General features: G+C 68.0%; 18 protein-coding genes. 7 read left to right on the forward strand and 11 right to left on the reverse strand.

Features of this window, described 5'->3' with window-relative positions; all coding sequences use genetic code 11:
• Positions 1-64: 64 nt before the first annotated feature.
• From ACR4XW_RS09615 to disA, 4 genes are all read left to right on the forward strand, one after another.
• Positions 65-703 (forward strand): VOC family protein, encoded by a 639-nt coding sequence (locus tag ACR4XW_RS09615; protein ID WP_434760332.1) that lies wholly within the window; start codon positions 65-67, stop codon positions 701-703.
• A 49-nt stretch (positions 704-752) separates the two neighbouring features.
• Entirely contained in the window at positions 753-1,829 is a 1,077-nt protein-coding gene (locus tag ACR4XW_RS09620) for a histidinol-phosphate transaminase (protein WP_434760333.1), read from the forward strand.
• A gap of 88 nt (positions 1,830-1,917) precedes the next feature.
• Positions 1,918-3,264: a DNA repair protein RadA gene (radA, locus tag ACR4XW_RS09625; protein ID WP_434760334.1), complete on the forward strand. Its 1,347-nt coding sequence runs from the start codon at positions 1,918-1,920 to the stop codon at positions 3,262-3,264.
• A gap of 79 nt (positions 3,265-3,343) precedes the next feature.
• Positions 3,344-4,381 carry a DNA integrity scanning diadenylate cyclase DisA gene (gene disA / locus ACR4XW_RS09630; RefSeq protein ID WP_434760335.1) on the forward strand — a complete coding sequence of 346 codons (1,038 nt, stop codon included), beginning with the start codon at positions 3,344-3,346 and terminating at the stop codon, positions 4,379-4,381.
• Positions 4,382-4,487: 106 nt separating this feature from the next.
• Here disA and ACR4XW_RS09635 read toward each other — a convergent pair whose 3' ends face one another.
• Complete coding sequence (locus ACR4XW_RS09635; RefSeq protein WP_434760336.1) at positions 4,488-5,228, reverse strand: hypothetical protein; 741 nt, start codon at positions 5,226-5,228, stop codon at positions 4,488-4,490.
• Positions 5,229-5,288: 60 nt separating this feature from the next.
• The gene (locus ACR4XW_RS09640) at positions 5,289-6,653 is read right to left on the reverse strand and encodes an HNH endonuclease signature motif containing protein (protein ID WP_434760337.1); all 1,365 of its coding nucleotides are present in this window, start codon (positions 6,651-6,653) and stop codon (positions 5,289-5,291) included.
• A 114-nt stretch (positions 6,654-6,767) separates the two neighbouring features.
• Here ACR4XW_RS09640 and ACR4XW_RS09645 point away from each other — a divergent pair, with 114 nt between their 5' ends.
• Positions 6,768-7,685: an HhH-GPD family protein gene (locus tag ACR4XW_RS09645; protein WP_434760338.1), complete on the forward strand. Its 918-nt coding sequence runs from the start codon at positions 6,768-6,770 to the stop codon at positions 7,683-7,685.
• On the opposite strand, the gene ACR4XW_RS09650 is transcribed toward ACR4XW_RS09645, so the two are convergent.
• The 3 genes from ACR4XW_RS09650 to ACR4XW_RS09660 form a co-directional block, all read right to left on the reverse strand.
• A complete protein-coding gene (locus ACR4XW_RS09650) occupies positions 7,674-8,534 on the reverse strand; it encodes an EamA family transporter (RefSeq protein ID WP_434760339.1) in 861 nt (286 codons plus the stop codon). The genes ACR4XW_RS09645 and ACR4XW_RS09650 overlap by 12 nt on opposite strands.
• Before the next feature lie 90 nt (positions 8,535-8,624).
• Positions 8,625-11,147 (reverse strand): ATP-dependent Clp protease ATP-binding subunit, encoded by a 2,523-nt coding sequence (locus tag ACR4XW_RS09655; protein WP_434760340.1) that lies wholly within the window; start codon positions 11,145-11,147, stop codon positions 8,625-8,627.
• 159 nt (positions 11,148-11,306) lie between these two features.
• Positions 11,307-11,642, reverse strand: coding sequence for a histone-like nucleoid-structuring protein Lsr2 (locus ACR4XW_RS09660; RefSeq protein ID WP_434760341.1), 336 nt, complete (start codon positions 11,640-11,642; stop codon positions 11,307-11,309).
• Positions 11,643-11,925: 283 nt separating this feature from the next.
• Between ACR4XW_RS09660 and ACR4XW_RS09665 the strand changes: the two genes are divergently transcribed.
• Together ACR4XW_RS09665 and ACR4XW_RS09670 are read left to right on the forward strand one after the other, a co-directional pair.
• Positions 11,926-12,723: an SAM-dependent methyltransferase gene (locus tag ACR4XW_RS09665; protein WP_434760342.1), complete on the forward strand. Its 798-nt coding sequence runs from the start codon at positions 11,926-11,928 to the stop codon at positions 12,721-12,723.
• Between the two features lie 4 nt (positions 12,724-12,727).
• A complete protein-coding gene (locus ACR4XW_RS09670; RefSeq protein WP_434760343.1) occupies positions 12,728-13,894 on the forward strand; it encodes an NADH-quinone oxidoreductase subunit D-related protein in 1,167 nt (388 codons plus the stop codon).
• Positions 13,895-13,974: 80 nt separating this feature from the next.
• Here ACR4XW_RS09670 and ACR4XW_RS09675 read toward each other — a convergent pair whose 3' ends face one another.
• From ACR4XW_RS09675 to ACR4XW_RS09700, 6 genes are all read right to left on the reverse strand, one after another.
• Positions 13,975-14,655, reverse strand: coding sequence for a hypothetical protein (locus ACR4XW_RS09675; RefSeq protein WP_434760344.1), 681 nt, complete (start codon positions 14,653-14,655; stop codon positions 13,975-13,977).
• 101 nt (positions 14,656-14,756) lie between these two features.
• Positions 14,757-15,263 (reverse strand): DUF3180 domain-containing protein, encoded by a 507-nt coding sequence (locus tag ACR4XW_RS09680; RefSeq protein ID WP_434760345.1) that lies wholly within the window; start codon positions 15,261-15,263, stop codon positions 14,757-14,759.
• A gap of 20 nt (positions 15,264-15,283) precedes the next feature.
• Positions 15,284-15,841 (reverse strand): 2-amino-4-hydroxy-6-hydroxymethyldihydropteridine diphosphokinase, encoded by a 558-nt coding sequence (folK, locus tag ACR4XW_RS09685; RefSeq protein ID WP_434760346.1) that lies wholly within the window; start codon positions 15,839-15,841, stop codon positions 15,284-15,286.
• Entirely contained in the window at positions 15,838-16,224 is a 387-nt protein-coding gene (folB, locus tag ACR4XW_RS09690; RefSeq protein ID WP_434760347.1) for a dihydroneopterin aldolase, read from the reverse strand. Before folB ends, folK begins: the two co-directional genes overlap by 4 nt.
• Before the next feature lie 77 nt (positions 16,225-16,301).
• Positions 16,302-17,117 (reverse strand): dihydropteroate synthase, encoded by an 816-nt coding sequence (folP, locus tag ACR4XW_RS09695; protein ID WP_491777774.1) that lies wholly within the window; start codon positions 17,115-17,117, stop codon positions 16,302-16,304.
• A gap of 26 nt (positions 17,118-17,143) precedes the next feature.
• The gene (locus ACR4XW_RS09700) at positions 17,144-17,677 is read right to left on the reverse strand and encodes a gamma carbonic anhydrase family protein (protein WP_434760349.1); all 534 of its coding nucleotides are present in this window, start codon (positions 17,675-17,677) and stop codon (positions 17,144-17,146) included.
• Between the last annotated feature and the right edge of the window lie 9 nt (positions 17,678-17,686).

Here is a 17,686-nt window from a genome sequence, read left to right on the forward strand (position 1 = left end):
GGGTTTCGGGTGCCGGACTCGACCCGGTTAACGCTTCTGAAGCTTCGTCGGGAACAATAGGCGCATGCGATTCGACCACCTCTCCTATGCAGCCGGACCAGAAGGGTTGGCGGCGGCGGCCGCCATGCTCAGTGAGCAATTGGGAGTGGACACGATCGATGGTGGGTTCCACCCCAGATTCGGCACCCGTAACCGACTCATCCCGTTCCGCGACAACAAGTACCTCGAGATCGTCGAGGTGCTCGAGCATCCGGTCGCCGACAAGGCCCCCTTCGGCCAAGTGGTGCGTGCGCGCAGCGAAGCCGGCGGTGGCTGGCTGTCGTGGGCGGTGTCGGTGAGCGATATTGCTCCCTTCGAGTCGCGGTTGGGCCGCAAGGCGGTGCAGGGTTCGCGGCAGTTCCCCGATGGACGGCGCCTGGAGTGGCGCCAGTTGGGGGTCAAGGGCACCCAGGCAGACCCGCAGTTGCCGTTCTTCCTGCAGTGGGTCAGCGAACCCGAACTGCAGCCCAGCGCCCTGCCCGGTGAACTCGACCTGGTGCGTCTGGAGATCGGCGGCGACCGGGATCGGCTCGAGGAATGGCTCGGCGGTGACGTCGACGAGTTGCTCAACGGCGAACCGATGATCGAATGGACCGCCCCGCACGGTCTGCCCGGCATCGTGGCGGTGCACTTCAACACCCCGCGCGGGATGATCCGGCTCTGATTTTTCGGACCGCTGCTGTGGTGGCGGTCGGGCGCGTAAGGTTCGGGCTGTGAGCGTGCGTTTTCGTCCCGAAGTTGCGGCCATGCCCCGTTATGTCCCGGGCAAGCCGCCCGGCCCGGGCCCGGATGGTCGCGCCTACAAGCTGGCCAGCAACGAGAATCCCTTCGACCCGCTGCCCAGTGTGCGGGCGGCGTTGGCCGAGTGTGCGCTGAACCGATACCCCGACCCGGGCAATGCCGCGATCACCGCCGCGCTGAGTGCGCGGCTGGGAGTTGCCGGCGAATCGTTGGTCTTCGGCACCGGGTCGGTGCAGGTGCTGGCCCAGTTGCTCAGCGCCACCTGTGGGCCCGGCGACGAGGTGGTCTTTCCGTGGCGGAGTTTCGAGGCCTACCCCTTGGCGGTGCAGATGACCGGGGCGAGCGCAGTGCCGGTGCCGCTGGCCGGAGCCGAACACGACCTGGCCGCAATGGCGGACGCGATCACCGACCGCACCCGGGCAGTGTTGCTGTGCAGCCCGAACAACCCGACCGGCCCGGCCCTGGGTGCCGATGCGGTGGAGTCATTCGTGACGGCGGTGCCCGACGATGTGTTGGTGGTGCTGGATGAGGCCTATGTCGAGTACGTCACCGACCCGGCCGCGGTGCGCGGGCTGGACGTGCTCGCCCGGCACCGCAATGTGGTGTCGTTGCGGACCTTCTCCAAGGCTTACGGACTGGCCGGGTTGCGGGTGGGGTTCGCGGTCGCGGACCCGTCCATCACCGAGGTGATCCAAGCCGCAACGATGCCGTTCGCGACCTCGGTGCCGGCACAGGTTGCGGTGCTGGCCTCGCTGGCGGCGAGCGACGAACTGGATGAGCGGGTGCGTTCGATCGTCGCCGAACGGGAACGGGTGCTGGCCGGATTGGCCGAGTTGTCCGTGCCGGTGCCGGACAGCCAGGGCAACTTCTTCTGGCTCGCTGCCGGAATCAAGGGTTTGGACGCGGCCGCTTGGGCCGAACGTTTCGACGCCGTCGGGTTGTCGGTGCGGGCCTTCCACACCGGTGGGCCCGGCGACGGGGTGCGGGTGTCGATCGGTGAGGTGGAGGCCAACGACCGGACCCTCGAGGTGATCGCCGCGGCCGGCTGAGGGTTTCGTCCGCCTTCGGGGTTCATTCGCCGTGGGGGTGCGGTCGCCGATGCGGTGGATTGTCGGTGTGGGTACATAGTCTGAAGCCATGGCGAAGAGCAGGTCGGAGTACCGGTGCACCGAATGCGGTTGGACCACGGTGCGGTGGGTCGGTCGGTGTGGTGAATGCCAGACCTGGGGCTCGGTGGTCGAATCGAGCGGACCGGCTGCAGCGGCGGCGGTGCAGGCGCGGACCCCGGCGACCGCTGCGGTACCGATCGGCGAGGTGCCGCTGGCCGCGGCGAAACGCGACCTGACCCGGATCGGGGAACTGGACCGGGTGTTGGGTGGCGGTTTGGTGCCCGGGGCGGTGGTGTTGCTGGCCGGGGAACCCGGGGTGGGCAAATCAACCCTGCTGCTGGACGTGGCCGCGCACTGGGCCCGGGCGGAGCGTCCGACTTTGTATGTCACCGGTGAGGAGTCGGCCGCCCAGGTGCGGTTGCGGGCCGAACGAACCGGAGCGTTGACCGACAACCTGTGGTTGGCCGCCGAGGACGACCTGGAAGTGATCCTGGGCCATATCGAGCAGGTCGAACCGTCGCTGATGGTGCTGGACTCGGTGCAGACCGTCCGGGCCAGTGCCGACGGGTCCTCGGGATCGGTGACCCAGGTGCGCGAGGTCACCGGCGCCCTGGTGCGGGTGGCGAAACGACGCGGAATGGCGGTGATGATCGTGGGTCACGTCACCAAGGACGGTGCGATCGCCGGGCCCCGGCTGCTGGAGCATCTGGTGGATGTCGTGTTGTCGTTCGAGGGTGACCGGCACTCGGGCTTTCGGATGGTGCGGGCCACCAAGAACCGGTTCGGGCCGGCCGATGAGGTGGGCTGTTTCGAGATGGCCGAGGGCGGCATCGTCGAGGTGACCGACCCGTCGGGGCTGTTCACCTCCCATCATGAAGAGCCCGTGCCGGGTACGGCGGTGACGGTGACCCTGGAGGGTCGCCGGCCCTTGCTGGCCGAGGTGCAGGCCCTGCTGGCCCCGACCGAACAGCACGCCCGGCGCACCACCCAGGGGGTCGACTCGGCCCGGGTCGCGATGATCGTGGCGGTGTTGCAGCGGCGGGTGCGGGTGCTGGCGGGCATCAATGACGTGTATGTCTCCACTGTGGGTGGGGCGCGGGTGGTGGACCCGGCCGCGGACCTGGCGATCGCGTTGGCACTGGCCTCGGCCAATGCCAAGGAAGCCCCGTGGGGCCGGGTGGTGGCGTTGGGTGAGGTGGGGCTGGCCGGTGAACTCCGTCCGGTGCCGGCGATCTCGCGGCGGCTGAACGAGGCAGCCCGGTTGGGCTTCAATCTGGCCGTGGTGCCGGCGCGCAGTGAGTTCACCCCGCCGGCCGGGATGCGGGTGATCGCCGCGCCGACCCTGGCCCGGGCCCTGGCCGAACTCGACGGTTGAACATCCCCTTGGGTGTAGGTGCCCAACAGGGGGTTAATACACTTGACCCCTTGGCCGTCGGCGACAAGGGAGTACAACGGTGTCAACCAACCCCGATCAACTGCGGCGCGTTCAGGCCCTGGTGGCCCCGGGCACGCCGCTGCGCGACGGCCTGGAACGCATCCTGCGCGGGCAGACCGGCGCCTTGGTGGTGCTCGGGGCGGGACGGGCGGTCACCCAACTGTCGACCGGCGGGTTCGATCTGGACACCCCCTTCACCCCCACCGCGTTGCGGGAGCTGGCCAAGATGGACGGGGCGATCATCGCCACCGCCGACCTGACCCGGATCGTGGCCGCGGGCGTGCACCTGATGCCGTCACCGACCCTGGCCACCGACGAGGTGGGTACCCGGCACCGGACCGCCGACCGGGTCAGCCAGCAGACCGGGGTGCCGGTGGTGACGGTGTCGTCGTCGATGTCGACCATCGCCTTGTTCCTGGACGGCGAACGACATTTGGTGGACACCTCCTTCCAGATCATCTCCCGGGCGAACCAGGCGCTGGCCACCTACGCCCGCTACACCGAACGACTGCTGGACGTGTCGCGCCGGCTGTCGATCCTCGAGGCCCAGGATCAGGTGACGTTGAAGGACCTGGCCTACGTGCTGCAACGGCTGGAGATGGTGCGACGCCTGGGTGACGAGTTGGAGGGCTATGTGGTCGAGCTCGGCACCGACGGGCGCCTCCTGGCACTGCAGCTGCACGAACTGGAGCCCGGCACCGACTACCTGCGCGACCTGCTGCTGCGCGACTATCCGCCGAACGAGGAACACCGTCCCGAACAACTGGCCGCACTGAGCGGGGACGAACTGCTGGATCCGCAGGCGGTCGCCAAGGCGGCCGGCTACTCCGACGCCCTCGACGCCCGACTTTCCGTGCACGGCTACCGGCAACTCGCCCAGATCCACCGACTGCCGAGCAGTGTGGCCGAACGCCTGCTGGACCATTTCGGCGGACTGCAGGGGTTGATGGGCGCGACGATGGCCGAACTGCTCGATGTCGACGGCATCGGGGAGAGCCGGGCTCGCCTGGTGCGCGACGGACTGATGCGGCTGTCGGAGTCGATCTACGAGACCTGAGCCCGCAGCGATCGACGGGACGATTCCTCGCGCACTATGTGCTGCAGTTCGACGTGCACCCGGGCGCTCAAGGACTCTCGTCCCCGGCAGGCTCCGTCCTCGCGATTCAGCGCAGGCTCATCACGTGCTGCACGGCCTTGGCGCCTTCCAGTTGGGCGGTGGCCACATAGGTACCCGGTCGCAGGACCTCGTCACGGATCTTGCACTTGTCGGCCGAGCGTTTCGCCGGCCAGGCCATCGTCCACGTGGTCGCCTTCTCCGGCGGCAGTTCCGCGGCCAGCTTCGGCACCCAGTCGGCGCAGTTCTTGGTGGTCCAGATCCGGTCGGTACCCGAGTACACCTTCAGCTCGAAGTTGTCGGGACCGATCTTCAGCGCGCACGGGCCGGAACCACCGTTGATCACCGACAGTTCGAAGTCCACAGTTTTTCCGGCGGTGACCTTGGGCGGCCCCGTGAGGGTTACCCGCAGGTCGTCCGGTTTACAGGCCGCAACCGCCGTCGGAGTCGGCGTCGGCGTGGCGGTGGGGGTAGCGCTGGGCGATGGTTGCGTGGTCGTCGGAGGGGCCGACGAGGACGGTGCCTGTGTCGGCGACGGAGCCGGCGTGGGGCTGCTTCCGGCCGGCGGGCTCGTCTCTTGGCCGGCCGTCTCGCTCGGATCCGGCGTGGGCTCGGAAGCGGCGGGTGTTTGCGGGGTCGACGGCGCGGTGGCCACGGGCTCGCTGCCCTTGGGCCACAACAACCACATCAACAGGGCAACCGCCACCAGCACCGCCAGCAGGACCACAACTCGTCGGGCCCAGTAGGTGCGCGGACTGTCGGGACCGACCGGGCGCACCAAGCTACTCATGACGACATGCTAGGCACTGCGAACGTCCCCGCTCGGCCTCGACGCGCCGTTGTGCCCGACTCAGGCGGCCCTGTCGCGGGCTGTTTCGACGCTCTGGGCCCCGGTCGCCATCCGCCGGTGACGCAACGGTCTTCGCTGGGGGTCGACCCGCTGTGGTGGCAACACTTCTGCCAACCCGTCTGCTCCCATCCTGACCTGCCACCGGCTACCCGGGATCGACCGCACATGGGGTTCGACCAAGCGGTGATGGTGCGGGCACAGCAGCGTCAGATTCGACATGTCCGTCGAACCGCCCTTGACCCACGGCACGATGTGGTGGGCCTCGCAGTCACCAGGGGGCCGGTCACAGCCCGGGAAGACGCAGCCGCCGTCGCGAATCACCAGCGCACGGCGCAGATCCGGGGTGACCAGGCGTTGCTCCCGGCCGAGGTCCAGCACCGTCGAGTCTCCGCCGAGCACCGCGGGCAGTACCCCGGCATCACAGGCCAGTCGCCGCAACTCCGCCGGGTCGATCTGCTCCCCGGATTCGGCCAGGGTGCCCATCCCGAGATCGTCGAGCAGGTTCTCCACCGGCACCAGCACCGTCAGCGTGGGCCGTCCGGGTGATCCTTCCGGACCACGTCCGGCGAGCTCGATCAGGGCATCGGCCCGCAATTGGCTCATCGTGGACGATTCGGTTTCGTCCACCGCGCCGGTGCCGCGTGCGGCCGCCCGGGTCGCGGCCTCGCTGCGCCACGCCTTGTGCGCGATCGCGTTGATCGCATTGACCAACACCTCCCCGTCGGCAAGTGGCACCCGGCCGCGGAACCACATCACACCGTCGGCCTCGTCGCGACCGTAGGACAGGTAGCGGCCACGCCGGGCCCGCTGCTGCTGTTCGATGGCGGCATCGGCCTGACTGGCAGCGGCCTGTTCGGGCAACACCACTTCCGCGACCGTCTGGGCGGCCCGGTGCAGTCCCTTCAGGTCGAGTCGCTGAGCTTCCCGCAACAGATGGGTCTGGGCGTCGGTGATCGCCTCCGCCGGGGCGTCGGACGGTAGCCGCACCAGCCCCGACACCACGGCCGCAGCCTGTTCCCCCGACAACTCTCCGGCCGCCAACGCGGCCTGCACCAACCCGAAGGCGGGCAACTCCCGGGCCAACCGCACCCGCAACCGCGTTGCCCGGCCACTGACCTGGCCCTGAGCCTGCCACCATTCTGCAGTGTCCAGGCCGTGACGCTGCCCGGTGGTCTTGCGACGTTCCAGTTCACCGAGCAGGTTCAGTTCCAGGGCACGCACCATCGACGCCAGCACCTGGGTGCCGGCGAACCGGTCCATCAACTCGTCGTCGCCGGTGTCGGTCCACGCTTTGTCGGCCAGGCGCCGCAACAGGGCGATGGCCTCATCCACCTCATCGGCGGGTTCGATTTCTTCTCCGCTCACACCCCATACGGTGGGCACCCATCCCGAGAACTTCCCTCCCACCCGCTTCCCTGTGGACAACCACCTCAACCCGCCGACCCGACACCTGTGCACAACTGGTCTACGCTGTGCCCGATGCCCACCGACCCCCAACGCAGCGACCCGGCCACCCGTCGGCGATCCAGCCGGATCGTGACCGCGGTGAACAGCTGGTTCGCCGATGCCGCCCGCGATCTGCCCTGGCGGCCCACCCCGACCCGTACCGTCACCCCCTGGCAGGTCATGGTCAGCGAGTTCATGCTGCAGCAGACCCCGGTCTCCCGGGTTCTCGAACCATGGACGAACTGGGTGCACCGTTGGCCCTCCCCGGCGGCACTGGCCGATGCGCCGGTGGCCGAGGCGATCCGGGCCTGGGGACGGCTCGGCTACCCGCGCCGGGCACTGCGCCTGCACCGGGCCGCCACCGAGATCACCGACCGATTCGACGGTCGGGTACCGGCAAAGTTCGACGATCTGCGTTCCCTACCGGGAGTCGGCGACTACACCGCCGCCGCGATCGCGACCTTCGCCTTCGGGCAGCGCCATGCGGTGTGTGATGTGAACGTGCGTCGCGTCCTGGCCCGGGCCATCGACGGCCGGGCCCAACCTGCCCCCAACCCCAAGGTCGAACAAGCCATCGCCGAACAGATGCTGCCGCGCGACACCGAGCGCGCGGTCACCTGGGCCGCCGCAGCGATGGAACTCGGCGCCCTGGTCTGTACCTCCCGCTCCCCCGACTGCCCCTCCTGCCCGATCGCGAAACACTGCGCCTGGCGGGCCGCCGGCCATCCGGCCGCCGAGGTTGTGCAACGTACCCAGGCCTGGCACGGCACCGACCGGCAATGCCGGGGCCGATTGATGGCCCATCTGCGCAGCACCGATCAGCCCGTTCCCGCCGCTGATCTGATCCATTGCTGGCCCGACGACGATGATCAACGAGACCGCTGTCTGTCCTCCCTGGTCGAGGACGGTCTGGTCGTCGAGGTCGAGAACAGGTTCGCACTACCCCACTGAGCCACCTTCGACACGACCCAACCGGCGCACACCCTGCCTGGTGGCCCCGACGCTGGCCACCACCACACACACCACGGCCAACCATTCCCGTCCGGTCAGGATCTCCCCGAGCAGCACCAGGGCCGCCAGTGCGGCAGCGGCCGGTTCCAGGCTCATCAGGATTCCGAACACCCCGGCACGCAGCTTCTGCAGGGCCGCGATTTCCAGACTGTAGGGCAGCACCGAACTGAGCAGGCCGACCAGCGCCGCCATCGCCAACAGCCGGACGTCCACCAGACCCGCACCGTCCACCCAAACGGCCGGCACCGCCAACACCACCGCCCCGAAGATGCTCGCCATGGTTACCGCCGATGCCCCCGACCAGCGCGCCCCGGTCGGACCCGACAAGATGATGTAGCCCGCCCATGAGGCCCCGGCCAGCAGCGCCAGCAGCACCCCGACCGGATCGAGGACGGTCGGTGACCAGCCGAGCAGCACCACCCCGCCCCCGGCCAGCACCACCCACACCAGATCCCGCATTCGCCGTGACCCGAGCAGTGCCACGGTCAACGGCCCGAGAAACTCGATGGTGACCGCCAATCCCAGTGGGATCCGGGCGAAGCTGTGGTAGATCGCCACGTTCATCGTCACCAGGCACACCGAGTAGCCGAGCACCAGCAGCCAGTCGGTACGGCTCCGGCCGGTCAGTCGGGGCCGGGCGATCACCAGCAGCATCAGCGCGGCCATGGTGAGTCGCAGCCAGGCCATCGACAGGGGGCTGACCTGCTCGAACAGCCCCTTGGCGAAGGCGGCCCCGACCTGCACCGACACGATCGCGGCCAGCACCAGCAGCACCGGCCGCCCGGTCATACCGTGTTCGCCCCGCACCGCCCCATCGTCCTATCCCCGGCAACAACAACGGGCCCGGGGTCACACCCCGGGCCCGTCACTGTTGGAATCTCAGGCTTCCTCGGCCGATCCCGATTCGCCCTCTTCGGTGCCGCTCGGCACCAGGTCGGGCACCTCGGCCTTGCGGTTGCCGGTGAAGGAGAACGGCAGTTCCGAGCCTTCCTCGGCCACGTCGACCACGACGATCTCGCCGGCCCCGACCTCACCGAACAGGATCTTCTCGGCCAACTGGTCCTCGACATCGCGCTGCAGGGCGCGACGCAGCGGACGCGCACCGAGCACCGGGTCGAAGCCACGGTCGGCGATCAGTTCCTTGGCGGCCTGGGTCAGCTCGATACCCATGTCCTTGTCGCGCAGGCGCTCCTCGATGTCGCGCACCATCAGGTCCACGATCCGCAGGATGTCGTCCTTGCTGAGCTGGTGGAAGACCACCACCTCGTCGATGCGGTTCAAGAACTCGGGACGGAAATGCTGCTTCAGTTCGTCGGAAACCTTCGCCTTCATCTTCTCGTACGAACCCTCGACATCACCGGCCTGGGAGAACCCGAGATTGACCGACTTGTTGATATCGCGAGTACCGAGGTTCGTGGTCATCACGATCACGGTGTTCTTGAAGTCGACCACCCGACCCTGTGCGTCGGTGAGGCGACCCTCGTCGAGAATCTGCAACAGCGAGTTGAAGATATCCGGGTGGGCCTTTTCGATCTCGTCGAACAGCACCACCGAGAACGGCTTGCGGCGCACCTTTTCGGTGAGCTGGCCACCCTCTTCGTATCCGACATATCCCGGTGGGGAACCGAACATCCGCGAAGCGGTGTGCTTTTCGGAGTATTCACTCATGTCGAGCGAAATCAGCGCATCCTCGTCCCCGAACAGGAATTCGGTCAACGCCTTGGTCAGCTCGGTCTTACCCACACCCGACGGTCCGGCGAAAATGAACGAACCGCTGGGTCGCTTCGGGTCCTTCAACCCGGCTCGGGTACGACGGATCGACCGCGACAGCGCGCGCACCGCATCGTCCTGACCGATGTAGCGTTTGCCGATTTCCTCTTCCATGTGCAGCAGTCGCGAGGATTCCTCCTCGGTCAGCTTGAACACCGGAATACCGGTGGCACTCGACAGCACCTCGGCGATGGTTTCCTCATCGACCTCGGCCACCACATCGGCGTCCCCGGCCTTCCAGGCCTCTTCCTTCTCCTGGCGCGCCGAAATGAGCTTCTTCTCGTCGTCGCGCAGGGCGGCGGCACGCTCGAAGTCCTGGGCGTCGATCGCGGCTTCCTTCTCCAGCCGCACCGCCGAGATCTTCTCGTCGAACTCGCGCAGGTCCGGCGGGGCGGTCATCCGGCGGATCCGCAACCGGGCACCGGCCTCGTCGATCAGGTCGATCGCCTTGTCCGGCAGGAAGCGGTCGGAGATGTACCGGTCGGCCATCTGCGCGGCCCCGGCCAGCGCCTCGTCGGTGATCGTCACGCGGTGGTGGGCCTCGTAACGGTCCCGCAGGCCACGCAGGATGTCGATGGTCTGGGCGATCGACGGCTCGTTGACCTGGATCGGCTGGAATCGTCGCTCCAGCGCGGCGTCCTTCTCGATGTGCTTGCGGTACTCGTCCAGGGTGGTCGCACCGATGGTCTGCAGTTCACCGCGGGCCAGCATCGGCTTCAGGATCGAGGCCGCGTCGATCGCGCCCTCGGCCGCGCCGGCACCCACCAGGGTGTGGATCTCGTCGATGAACAGCACGATGTCACCGCGGGTGCGGATCTCCTTGAGCACCTTCTTCAGGCGTTCCTCGAAGTCACCGCGGTACCGCGAACCGGCCACCAGCGCACCCAAGTCGAGGGTGTAGATCTGCTTGTCGCGCAGCGTCTCGGGAACATCACCGCGCACGATCGCCTGGGACAGGCCCTCGACCACCGCGGTCTTGCCCACACCGGGCTCACCGATCAGCACCGGGTTGTTCTTGGTACGCCGCGACAGCACGGTCATCACGCGCTCGATCTCGGTCTCGCGGCCGATCACCGGGTCCAGCTTGTTCTCGCGCGCGGCCTGGGTCAGGTTGCGGCCGAACTGGTCCAGCACCGCCGACGAGGACGGCGAACCGGCCCCCTCGGGCGCCCCGGAGGTGGCGGATTCCTTGCCCTGGTAACCGCTGAGCAGCTGCAACACCTGGTTGCGCACCCGGGTCTGGTCGGCGCCGAGCTGCACCAGCACCTTGGACGCCACGCCCTCACCTTCGCGGATCAGGCCCAGCAGGATGTGCTCGGTGCCGATGTAGGAGTGGTTCAGCTGCAGCGCTTCGCGCAGGCTCAGCTCCAGCACCTTCTTGGCGCGCGGGGTGAACGGGATGTGTCCCTTGGGCGAGTTCTGGCCGGGGCCGATGATCTCCTCGACCTTCTCCCGGACGGCCTCCAGCGAGATCCCCAGCGACTCCAGCGCCTTCGCCGCCACACCCTCACCCTCGTGAATCAGCCCCAGCAGGATGTGCTCGGTGCCGATGTAGTTGTGGTTGAGCAGCCGGGCTTCCTCCTGGGCAAGCACGACCACCCGACGGGCTCGGTCGGTGAAACGCTCGAACATGGGCAACTCCTCTCGGTTGGCTCAACTGTAGTCGTCCCCTCGGACAATCAGGCCGGAATTATTCCGCCCCAGCTGACCCATGCCCTAGACAACACCGATTCGGTGCCGGATTGTTCCCGTTTCACCTCGTGGGTTTTTTCACGCCCCCACCGGCATCCCTCACGGGTGGGCGGCGGCGTAGGCCTCGCGGATCTCCTTCGGCACCCGGCCCCGGGGGCTCAGCTCGTGGCCGGCTTCGATCGCCCAGGCCCGGATCTCGGCTGCCGAGGCACCCGAGGCCGACGACGCGGCGGGCGCCGACGACTTGCGGGGGGTGCGGGCCGAAACCTTGCGGGCATGGCCGATATACAGTGCCAGGGCATCGCGCAGCTTCGCGGCATTGTCGGCCGAGAGATCGATTTCATAAGTGGTGTTGTCAAGGGCGAAGGTAATGGTCTCTTCCGCCACGGAGCCGTCAATATCGTCTTCCAACGACACATGAATACGCTTGACCATGATTTCCTCCTTGCACCGTTTAACGAATTGAATACTAAGCCTTCCAGGACCTGATGTGCCAAATCATGAGCCAATTATCCCCTCGGATCCCGCCGGGTCGGCATTTCATGATTCCACCCAGCACAGTTTCGCCCGCCAATCCGCCGTCAACCGGCATGACCCGGTATCGGCTTGGCAATCGGCCAGTACCGGCCCCGATGGCTGGTGGCACACCCGGCATCCGCATGATCATTTCCGAACCTCTTTGTTCGCCGCCGATCAGGTGGCCGAAATCATTTGCACGATGGTGAACCGATTCCTGCCCGACCACAACCCGGCTTTCCTCGATCTCGGTGCGGGATCGGGCGAACTCACCGCGGCGCTGACGAATGCCCGGCCACAATCCCCGTTCGCCGGGGTGGACCTCCGCGCCGGCCCGACCGACGTCACCTGGCTGGTCGACACCTGGGACGTCCTGCGCGGTGAATGGTCGACCGGTGCGGTGGAGAAATGGTGGACCAACCGGGACGGCCCGGTGGTGGTGATCGGGCACGAGTTCCTGGACGAGCTGCCCTGCCCCATCGGCCCGGACGCCGACCCGGAGTGGGCCGCGCACTGGTGGCCGAACGCCGACCACCCGCACCTACCCGAAAATGGCCGCACCCGCGACCTGGCCTGGGCCGATGTGATCCGGCGGCTGCGCCGCACCGGCGGCCTGGCGGTGATGGTCGATTACGGCCATGTGCTCCCCGACCGCCCGACCGATCCCACCTTGCGGGGTTTCCGGGACGGCCGCCTGGTCGAGGCGGTCTTCGACGGTTCGGTGAACCTGACCGCGGACGTGGCGGTGGACGCGGTGGCCGCCGCGGCCGAGGCCGAGGGTGCCGAACGGGTCTGGTTCGCCCGCCAATCCGCCACCGTCGAACACTGGCTGCCCGAACCGTCCACAGCCTCATCACCCCTGACCGACCTGATGGCCCGGAACCGACGTCGCGTGCTGGCGACCGAAGAGGTGGCCGGTTCCCGCGGTCTGGGCGCCTACTGGTGGCTGGTGCACCACGTCCGCCCCAGCAGCGACCCCACCGGCGACATGGCAGGCTGAACCCATGCCTGTTGCGGATGAACCTGCCGACCTCAAGGTGTTGGTCGGCTCCCCGGGTGCCGGACTGTTACCCGGCCCGGACCTGCCCGACGGCACGCTGTTGTTGGACCTGGGCCCCGACCATCCCTCCCGCGCCGGTTTGCTGGAACTCGATCTGTGGTTGTCGGACGATCACGCCACGATCCGCGCCGCCGACGTCCGGGTCGGCGCTCTGCACCGAGGGGTGGAGAAGCTCTTCGAGGTGCGCGACTACCGCCAGGTGTTGATGCTGGCCAACCGGCACGACTGGCACGCCCCTTTTGCCGGCGAACTCGTCGTCGCTCTGGCGGTGGAGGATCTGCTCGGCCTGGTGGTGCCCGAACGGGCCGTACTGCTGCGGATGGTGCTGGCCGAACACACCAGAATCTCCTCCCACCTGGGATTCCTGGGCTGGCCGGCCCGCCGCATCGGCGATCTGGCGCCCCTGCACCCGATCCGCGAACAACTGCGCATTCAACTGCTGGCCCTGACCGGCAACCGGGTGCACCCGATGATCACCCGCCTCGGCGGTCTGGCCATCGATGCCGGCGAAGCCTGGCTGACCAACGAGGTCACCGCGACGGCCGCCGCCGCACATTGGGCCACCGAGCTGCTTTCCGCGATGGACACCGAAACCCCGGTCGCCCCGGGCATCACGCCGGTCACCACGGAGGTGATCGAAGGGTACGGACTGTCGGGTCCGGTGGCCCGGGCGGCCGGGATCGACCTCGATGTGCGCCGCCTGAGCCCCTACCTCGATTACGCCGGCCACCCCCCGCCGACCACACCGCCGGTCGCCAACGATGCCCCCGGACGGTTGCGGCAGCTCGCCGCCGAAGTTGCCACCTCCGCAGAACTGATTCGCACCCTGGTCGACCGGCTGGCCGACACCCCCGAGCCGGTGGAGGTGCCCTTGCCGAAGGTGATCAAGGCGCCGGAGGCCGAAACCTATGTCGCCACCGAGGCTCCCCTGGGTCGGGCCGGGTGCCATCTGGTGTCGCGGGGGCAGGCCACCCCGTGGCGGTTGCGGTTGCGCACTCCCTCGGCGGCCACGGTGTCGGCGCTGCCGGCGATCCTGCCGGGCTGTCCGGTGCCGGAGTTGGAGGGCGCGCTGGCGTCCTTGGGCTATGTCGTGGGTGACGTCGACAAGTAACCGGACGAGCAGCCGGCAGCACGAGTGGCCGAACGCAAAAGCCACCGGGCCCGTTGACCCGGTGGCGTTGCGTCAAGCTGTCAGGCTTGGCGGCGTTCTTCCTGCTGCTCCTCGCCACCCAGGGCGAGCGCCTGCAGATCCACCACGGTCGGGTGCTCACCCTCGGCCCAGATGTCCTCGGCCTTGGGCAGGGCGTCCCAGTCACTCTTGGTCGCAACCCGGCGCGGCAGGGCGAGCAGTTCGGCGTCGTCCTCGGTGAGGGCACGCACCTCGTCCTCGCGAGCGCTCAGTTCGGTGCGCAGCTTGGCGATGGTGGCGGTCAACGAGACGTTGTCACCACGCAACTGCGACATTTCCTGCTGCTGGCGGCTGACCTGGACGAGGAGTTCCTCGATCTGTGCGTTGAGTTCCTCGATCTGCTGATGCAGGGTGCGTACCCGATCGGCGGCCTGGGAGTTGTACGACTCCATGGTCGACAGCACCGACACGTGCTGGGCACGTTCGGTACGCAGGGCGTCGCCGTGCGCGACGGCATGTTCGGCCGCCTGACGGCTGCGACGCTGTTGTTCGGTTCGCACCTGACGCCACAGCAACACCGCGGCGACGATGCCGGCCACGATGGCGATTCCGATCCCGACCCGGATCACCCAGATCGGCCCGAACGCTGCGGCCACGGCTAGAACGGCGCCGACACCCAGAACCACCTGGGCGGAACGGCGCCAATGGGAAGGAGACATGGCCCGATTCGTCTCTGTGCTCACGCGGGAAATGTAACAGTGGCATACGAAAATCTGTCCCATTTGCCCCGCGTGTCACCTGTTCCACAGGCTTCGGCTCTCCCGGAGCCGGAAAAGAACGAGTATCAGTCGGTCGGTTCGGGTTCGGCCGACGTTTCCTCGTCCTCGTCCTCGGGTCGTTTGCAGGCACGTTCCAGATAGAGCCCGGCCGCCACCAACCCGGCACTGGTCAGCACGGCAACCAGCGACCAGATCACCCGTTCCCGGGGTGCGGCCGCGTCCCACCGGGGCAGGTTCACCAGGGCGTAGCCGAGGTAGCCGCCGAGCACCACCGCGCCGCCGAGGGCGGCCGATTTACCCAGCACCAACAGCCGGACGGCCTCGAAGGCGTTCACCCGCACCCGTTGCACGTGTACCCGTTGCCGCATCCGGTAGCCGAAGACCGCCACCACGATCGCAGCCAGCGCGAGCATCAGCGGCGCGGCCGGCGGTACCGACGGCGGGGTCGCGCCGCTGCGTCCGATCAGGTCGGTGATGAACCAGACCAGCACCCCGCCCACCAACACGGCGGTGATCAACAGCCGCCAGCTGGTCAGGGTCAGCCGGGGCGGCTCGGGCTGGGGTTGGCTCATCGGGTTGTTCCGTTCGCCGTTCAGTCCTCGAGGTGCAGGTCGTCGCGGCGGGTAATGCCGTCGCGGCCGACGGCCTCGAGCAGGTCGGCGACTTTGCCGCGTCCCTCGATCTCGGCACCGGGGTCGATGTCATTCCAGGGGGCCAGCACGAAGGCCCGTTCATGGGCGCGCGGGTGCGGCAGGGTCAGTTCCTCGTCGTCCAGGGTCTGGCGGCCCACCATGATCAAATCCAGATCCAAGGTGCGGGGCCCGTTCGGCAGGTCGCGGGTGCGTCCGAAGGCGTCCTCGATCGCGTGGGCACGTTCCAGCAGGGTGCGCGGGTCCTGGGTCGTTTCGGCCACCACGACCAGGTTCAGGAAGTCGGGGCTGTCGCTGGGGCCACCGACGGCCTTGGTCTCGTAGATCGGTGAGACGTCGACGATGATCACGTCCGGAGTGTCCCGCAGTGCGTTGACCGCTCCGGAGATGGCCGCCAGGCGGTCTCCGAGGTTCGATCCGATCGCCACCACGAGCTTGCTCAGGGGCTTCATGCCCGAGAGCGTGTCGACATCGATCGCATAGGGGTTGGGACTGGTCATGGGGTGGTCCTTCGCTTCTGGTGCATCGTCACCGCAACGTCTTCGAAAGGCACGGTGATCGGGGCTTGGGGCTTGTGGACGGTGACGCTCACTTCGGCGACCCGGTCGTCGGCCAGGCAGGTTGCGGCGATGCGACCGGCCAAGGCTTCGATGAGGTTCAGCGGCTCCCCCGTGATATCGGCGACGATTGCTTGCGCGAGTGCACCATAGTCGACCGTGTGGCTCAGTTCATCGGTCTCCACAGCGGCGGTCAGGTCCAGCTCCAAGGTGACGTCGACCACGAACCGCTGACCATTGCGCCGTTCGTGCTCGAAGACACCATGATGTCCGTGGGCGGCGATGCCGGTGAGTTTGATCTGTCCCATCGCACGCTCCCCTCGCATCAAACCTCCTAGACCCTAGCCGAACCACCCACCCGGCTCCGTATCGCCGATCACACCCGGCACCGTTGCGGCGGCGTTCATTCCGGACGCGACGGTCCGGTGCCGCGCAGTTCGCGCATCACCCTGGCCGCGTCCAGATGTGCCGCGACGGTGTGGGTGCGTACCGCCCAGATGCCGCGTTCGGCGCACCAGGCGCTGATCGCCGCGGTGGCATCGTCCAACTCGCCGGGTGGCCGGGCCACCCCGCCGCTCGACAGTCGCGCACCGAGGAAACTCTTGCGTGACACTCCCACCAACACCGGATGACCGAGCCGTTGCACCGCGTCGATACCGCGCAACAGCTCCCAGTTGTGGTCGGCGGTCTTCGAAAAGCCGAATCCGGGGTCGACCACCAGCCGGGACGGGTCGATGCCGGCGGCCAGCGCCTCGGCGACCCGCTGCCCCAGTTCGGCACAGACATCGGCGACCACATCGTCGTAGTGCAGGTGGTCGGCATGCTGCATCGTCGCCGAGTGCCCGCGCCAGTGCATCAGCACGTAGCCCGCCCCGGCCTCGGCGACCACCCGGTACATCTTCGGGTCGGCCAGGCCGCCGGAGACGTCGTTGACGATCTTCGCCCCGGCTTCGACCGCCTGCCGGGCGACCTCGCTGCGCATGGTGTCGACCGACACGACCGCCCCGGCTTCGGCCAGGGCGCGAATTACCGGGATGACGCGGGCCAGTTCCTCACCCTGAGTGGGACGGGCCGCGCCGGGACGGGTGGATTCCCCACCCACGTCGAGCAGGTCGGCCCCTTCGGCCAGCAACTGTCGGCCGTGGGCGATCGCGGATTCGGCATCGGGCCACGATCCTCCGTCGGAGAAGGAATCGGGAGTGACGTTGATGATGCCCATCACCAGCGTCCGGTCGGCCCGGGGGATCACTCCGCCCGGTTCCCGTCGAGTATCTCGCCGGCGGCATGGAGGTTCTTGAGTTTGACGTAGTTCGCCGCCCCGACCCGGAACCTGGCGGCCTTCTCGGGGTCGAGTTCGCGCACCACCTTGGCGGGGCTGCCCATCACCACCGAACGGGGCGGCACCTCGGTGCCCTCGAGCACCAGGGCTCCGGCCGCGACCAGCGATTCGGCGCCGATCACCGCGCCGTTCATCACCACCGCACCCATCCCGATCAGGCAGCCGTCACCGATCGTGCAGCCGTGGATGACCGCCCGGTGTCCGACCACGACGTCGTCGCCGATGACCGCGGGGATGCCTTCGTCCACGTGCACCACCGAGTTGTCCTGCAGGTTCGTGCGGGCCCCGATGCTGACCCGGTCGGAGTCGGCACGCACCACGGTGCCGTACCAGACCGACGAGTCGGGGCCCATCGTGACGTTCCCGGCGACGGTCGCCGAAGGTGCCACCCAGGCTCCCTCGGCCAGTTCGGGACGCAGGTCATTGAGTGCGATCAGCATGGTGGCACC

Origin of the sequence: Pseudenemella bisphenolivorans, from assembly GCF_051133435.1 — a bacterium.
Taxonomy (GTDB): Bacteria; Actinomycetota; Actinomycetes; order Propionibacteriales; family Propionibacteriaceae; genus JAAYAO01.

Bases quoted from the DNA above. Each gene is read 5' to 3' on its own strand.
- radA (WP_434760334.1), top strand. From the start codon at position 1,918: ATGGCGAAGAGCAGGTCGGAGTACCGGTGCACCGAATGCGGTTGGACC.
- ACR4XW_RS09680 (WP_434760345.1), bottom strand. From the start codon at position 15,263: ATGAGCCAACCCCAGCCCGAGCCGCCCCGGCTGACCCTGACCAGCTGG.
- ACR4XW_RS09635 (WP_434760336.1), bottom strand. From the start codon at position 5,228: ATGAGTAGCTTGGTGCGCCCGGTCGGTCCCGACAGTCCGCGCACCTAC.
- ACR4XW_RS09655 (WP_434760340.1), bottom strand. From the start codon at position 11,147: ATGTTCGAGCGTTTCACCGACCGAGCCCGTCGGGTGGTCGTGCTTGCC.
- ACR4XW_RS09700 (WP_434760349.1), bottom strand. From the start codon at position 17,677: ATGCTGATCGCACTCAATGACCTGCGTCCCGAACTGGCCGAGGGAGCC.
- ACR4XW_RS09650 (WP_434760339.1), bottom strand. From the start codon at position 8,534: ATGACCGGGCGGCCGGTGCTGCTGGTGCTGGCCGCGATCGTGTCGGTG.
- ACR4XW_RS09615 (WP_434760332.1), top strand. From the start codon at position 65: ATGCGATTCGACCACCTCTCCTATGCAGCCGGACCAGAAGGGTTGGCG.
- folB (WP_434760347.1), bottom strand. From the start codon at position 16,224: ATGCGAGGGGAGCGTGCGATGGGACAGATCAAACTCACCGGCATCGCC.
- ACR4XW_RS09660 (WP_434760341.1), bottom strand. From the start codon at position 11,642: ATGGTCAAGCGTATTCATGTGTCGTTGGAAGACGATATTGACGGCTCC.
- folK (WP_434760346.1), bottom strand. From the start codon at position 15,841: ATGACCAGTCCCAACCCCTATGCGATCGATGTCGACACGCTCTCGGGC.
- ACR4XW_RS09670 (WP_434760343.1), top strand. From the start codon at position 12,728: ATGCCTGTTGCGGATGAACCTGCCGACCTCAAGGTGTTGGTCGGCTCC.
- folP (WP_491777774.1), bottom strand. From the start codon at position 17,117: ATGGGCATCATCAACGTCACTCCCGATTCCTTCTCCGACGGAGGATCG.
- ACR4XW_RS09665 (WP_434760342.1), top strand. From the start codon at position 11,926: ATGGTGAACCGATTCCTGCCCGACCACAACCCGGCTTTCCTCGATCTC.
- ACR4XW_RS09645 (WP_434760338.1), top strand. From the start codon at position 6,768: ATGCCCACCGACCCCCAACGCAGCGACCCGGCCACCCGTCGGCGATCC.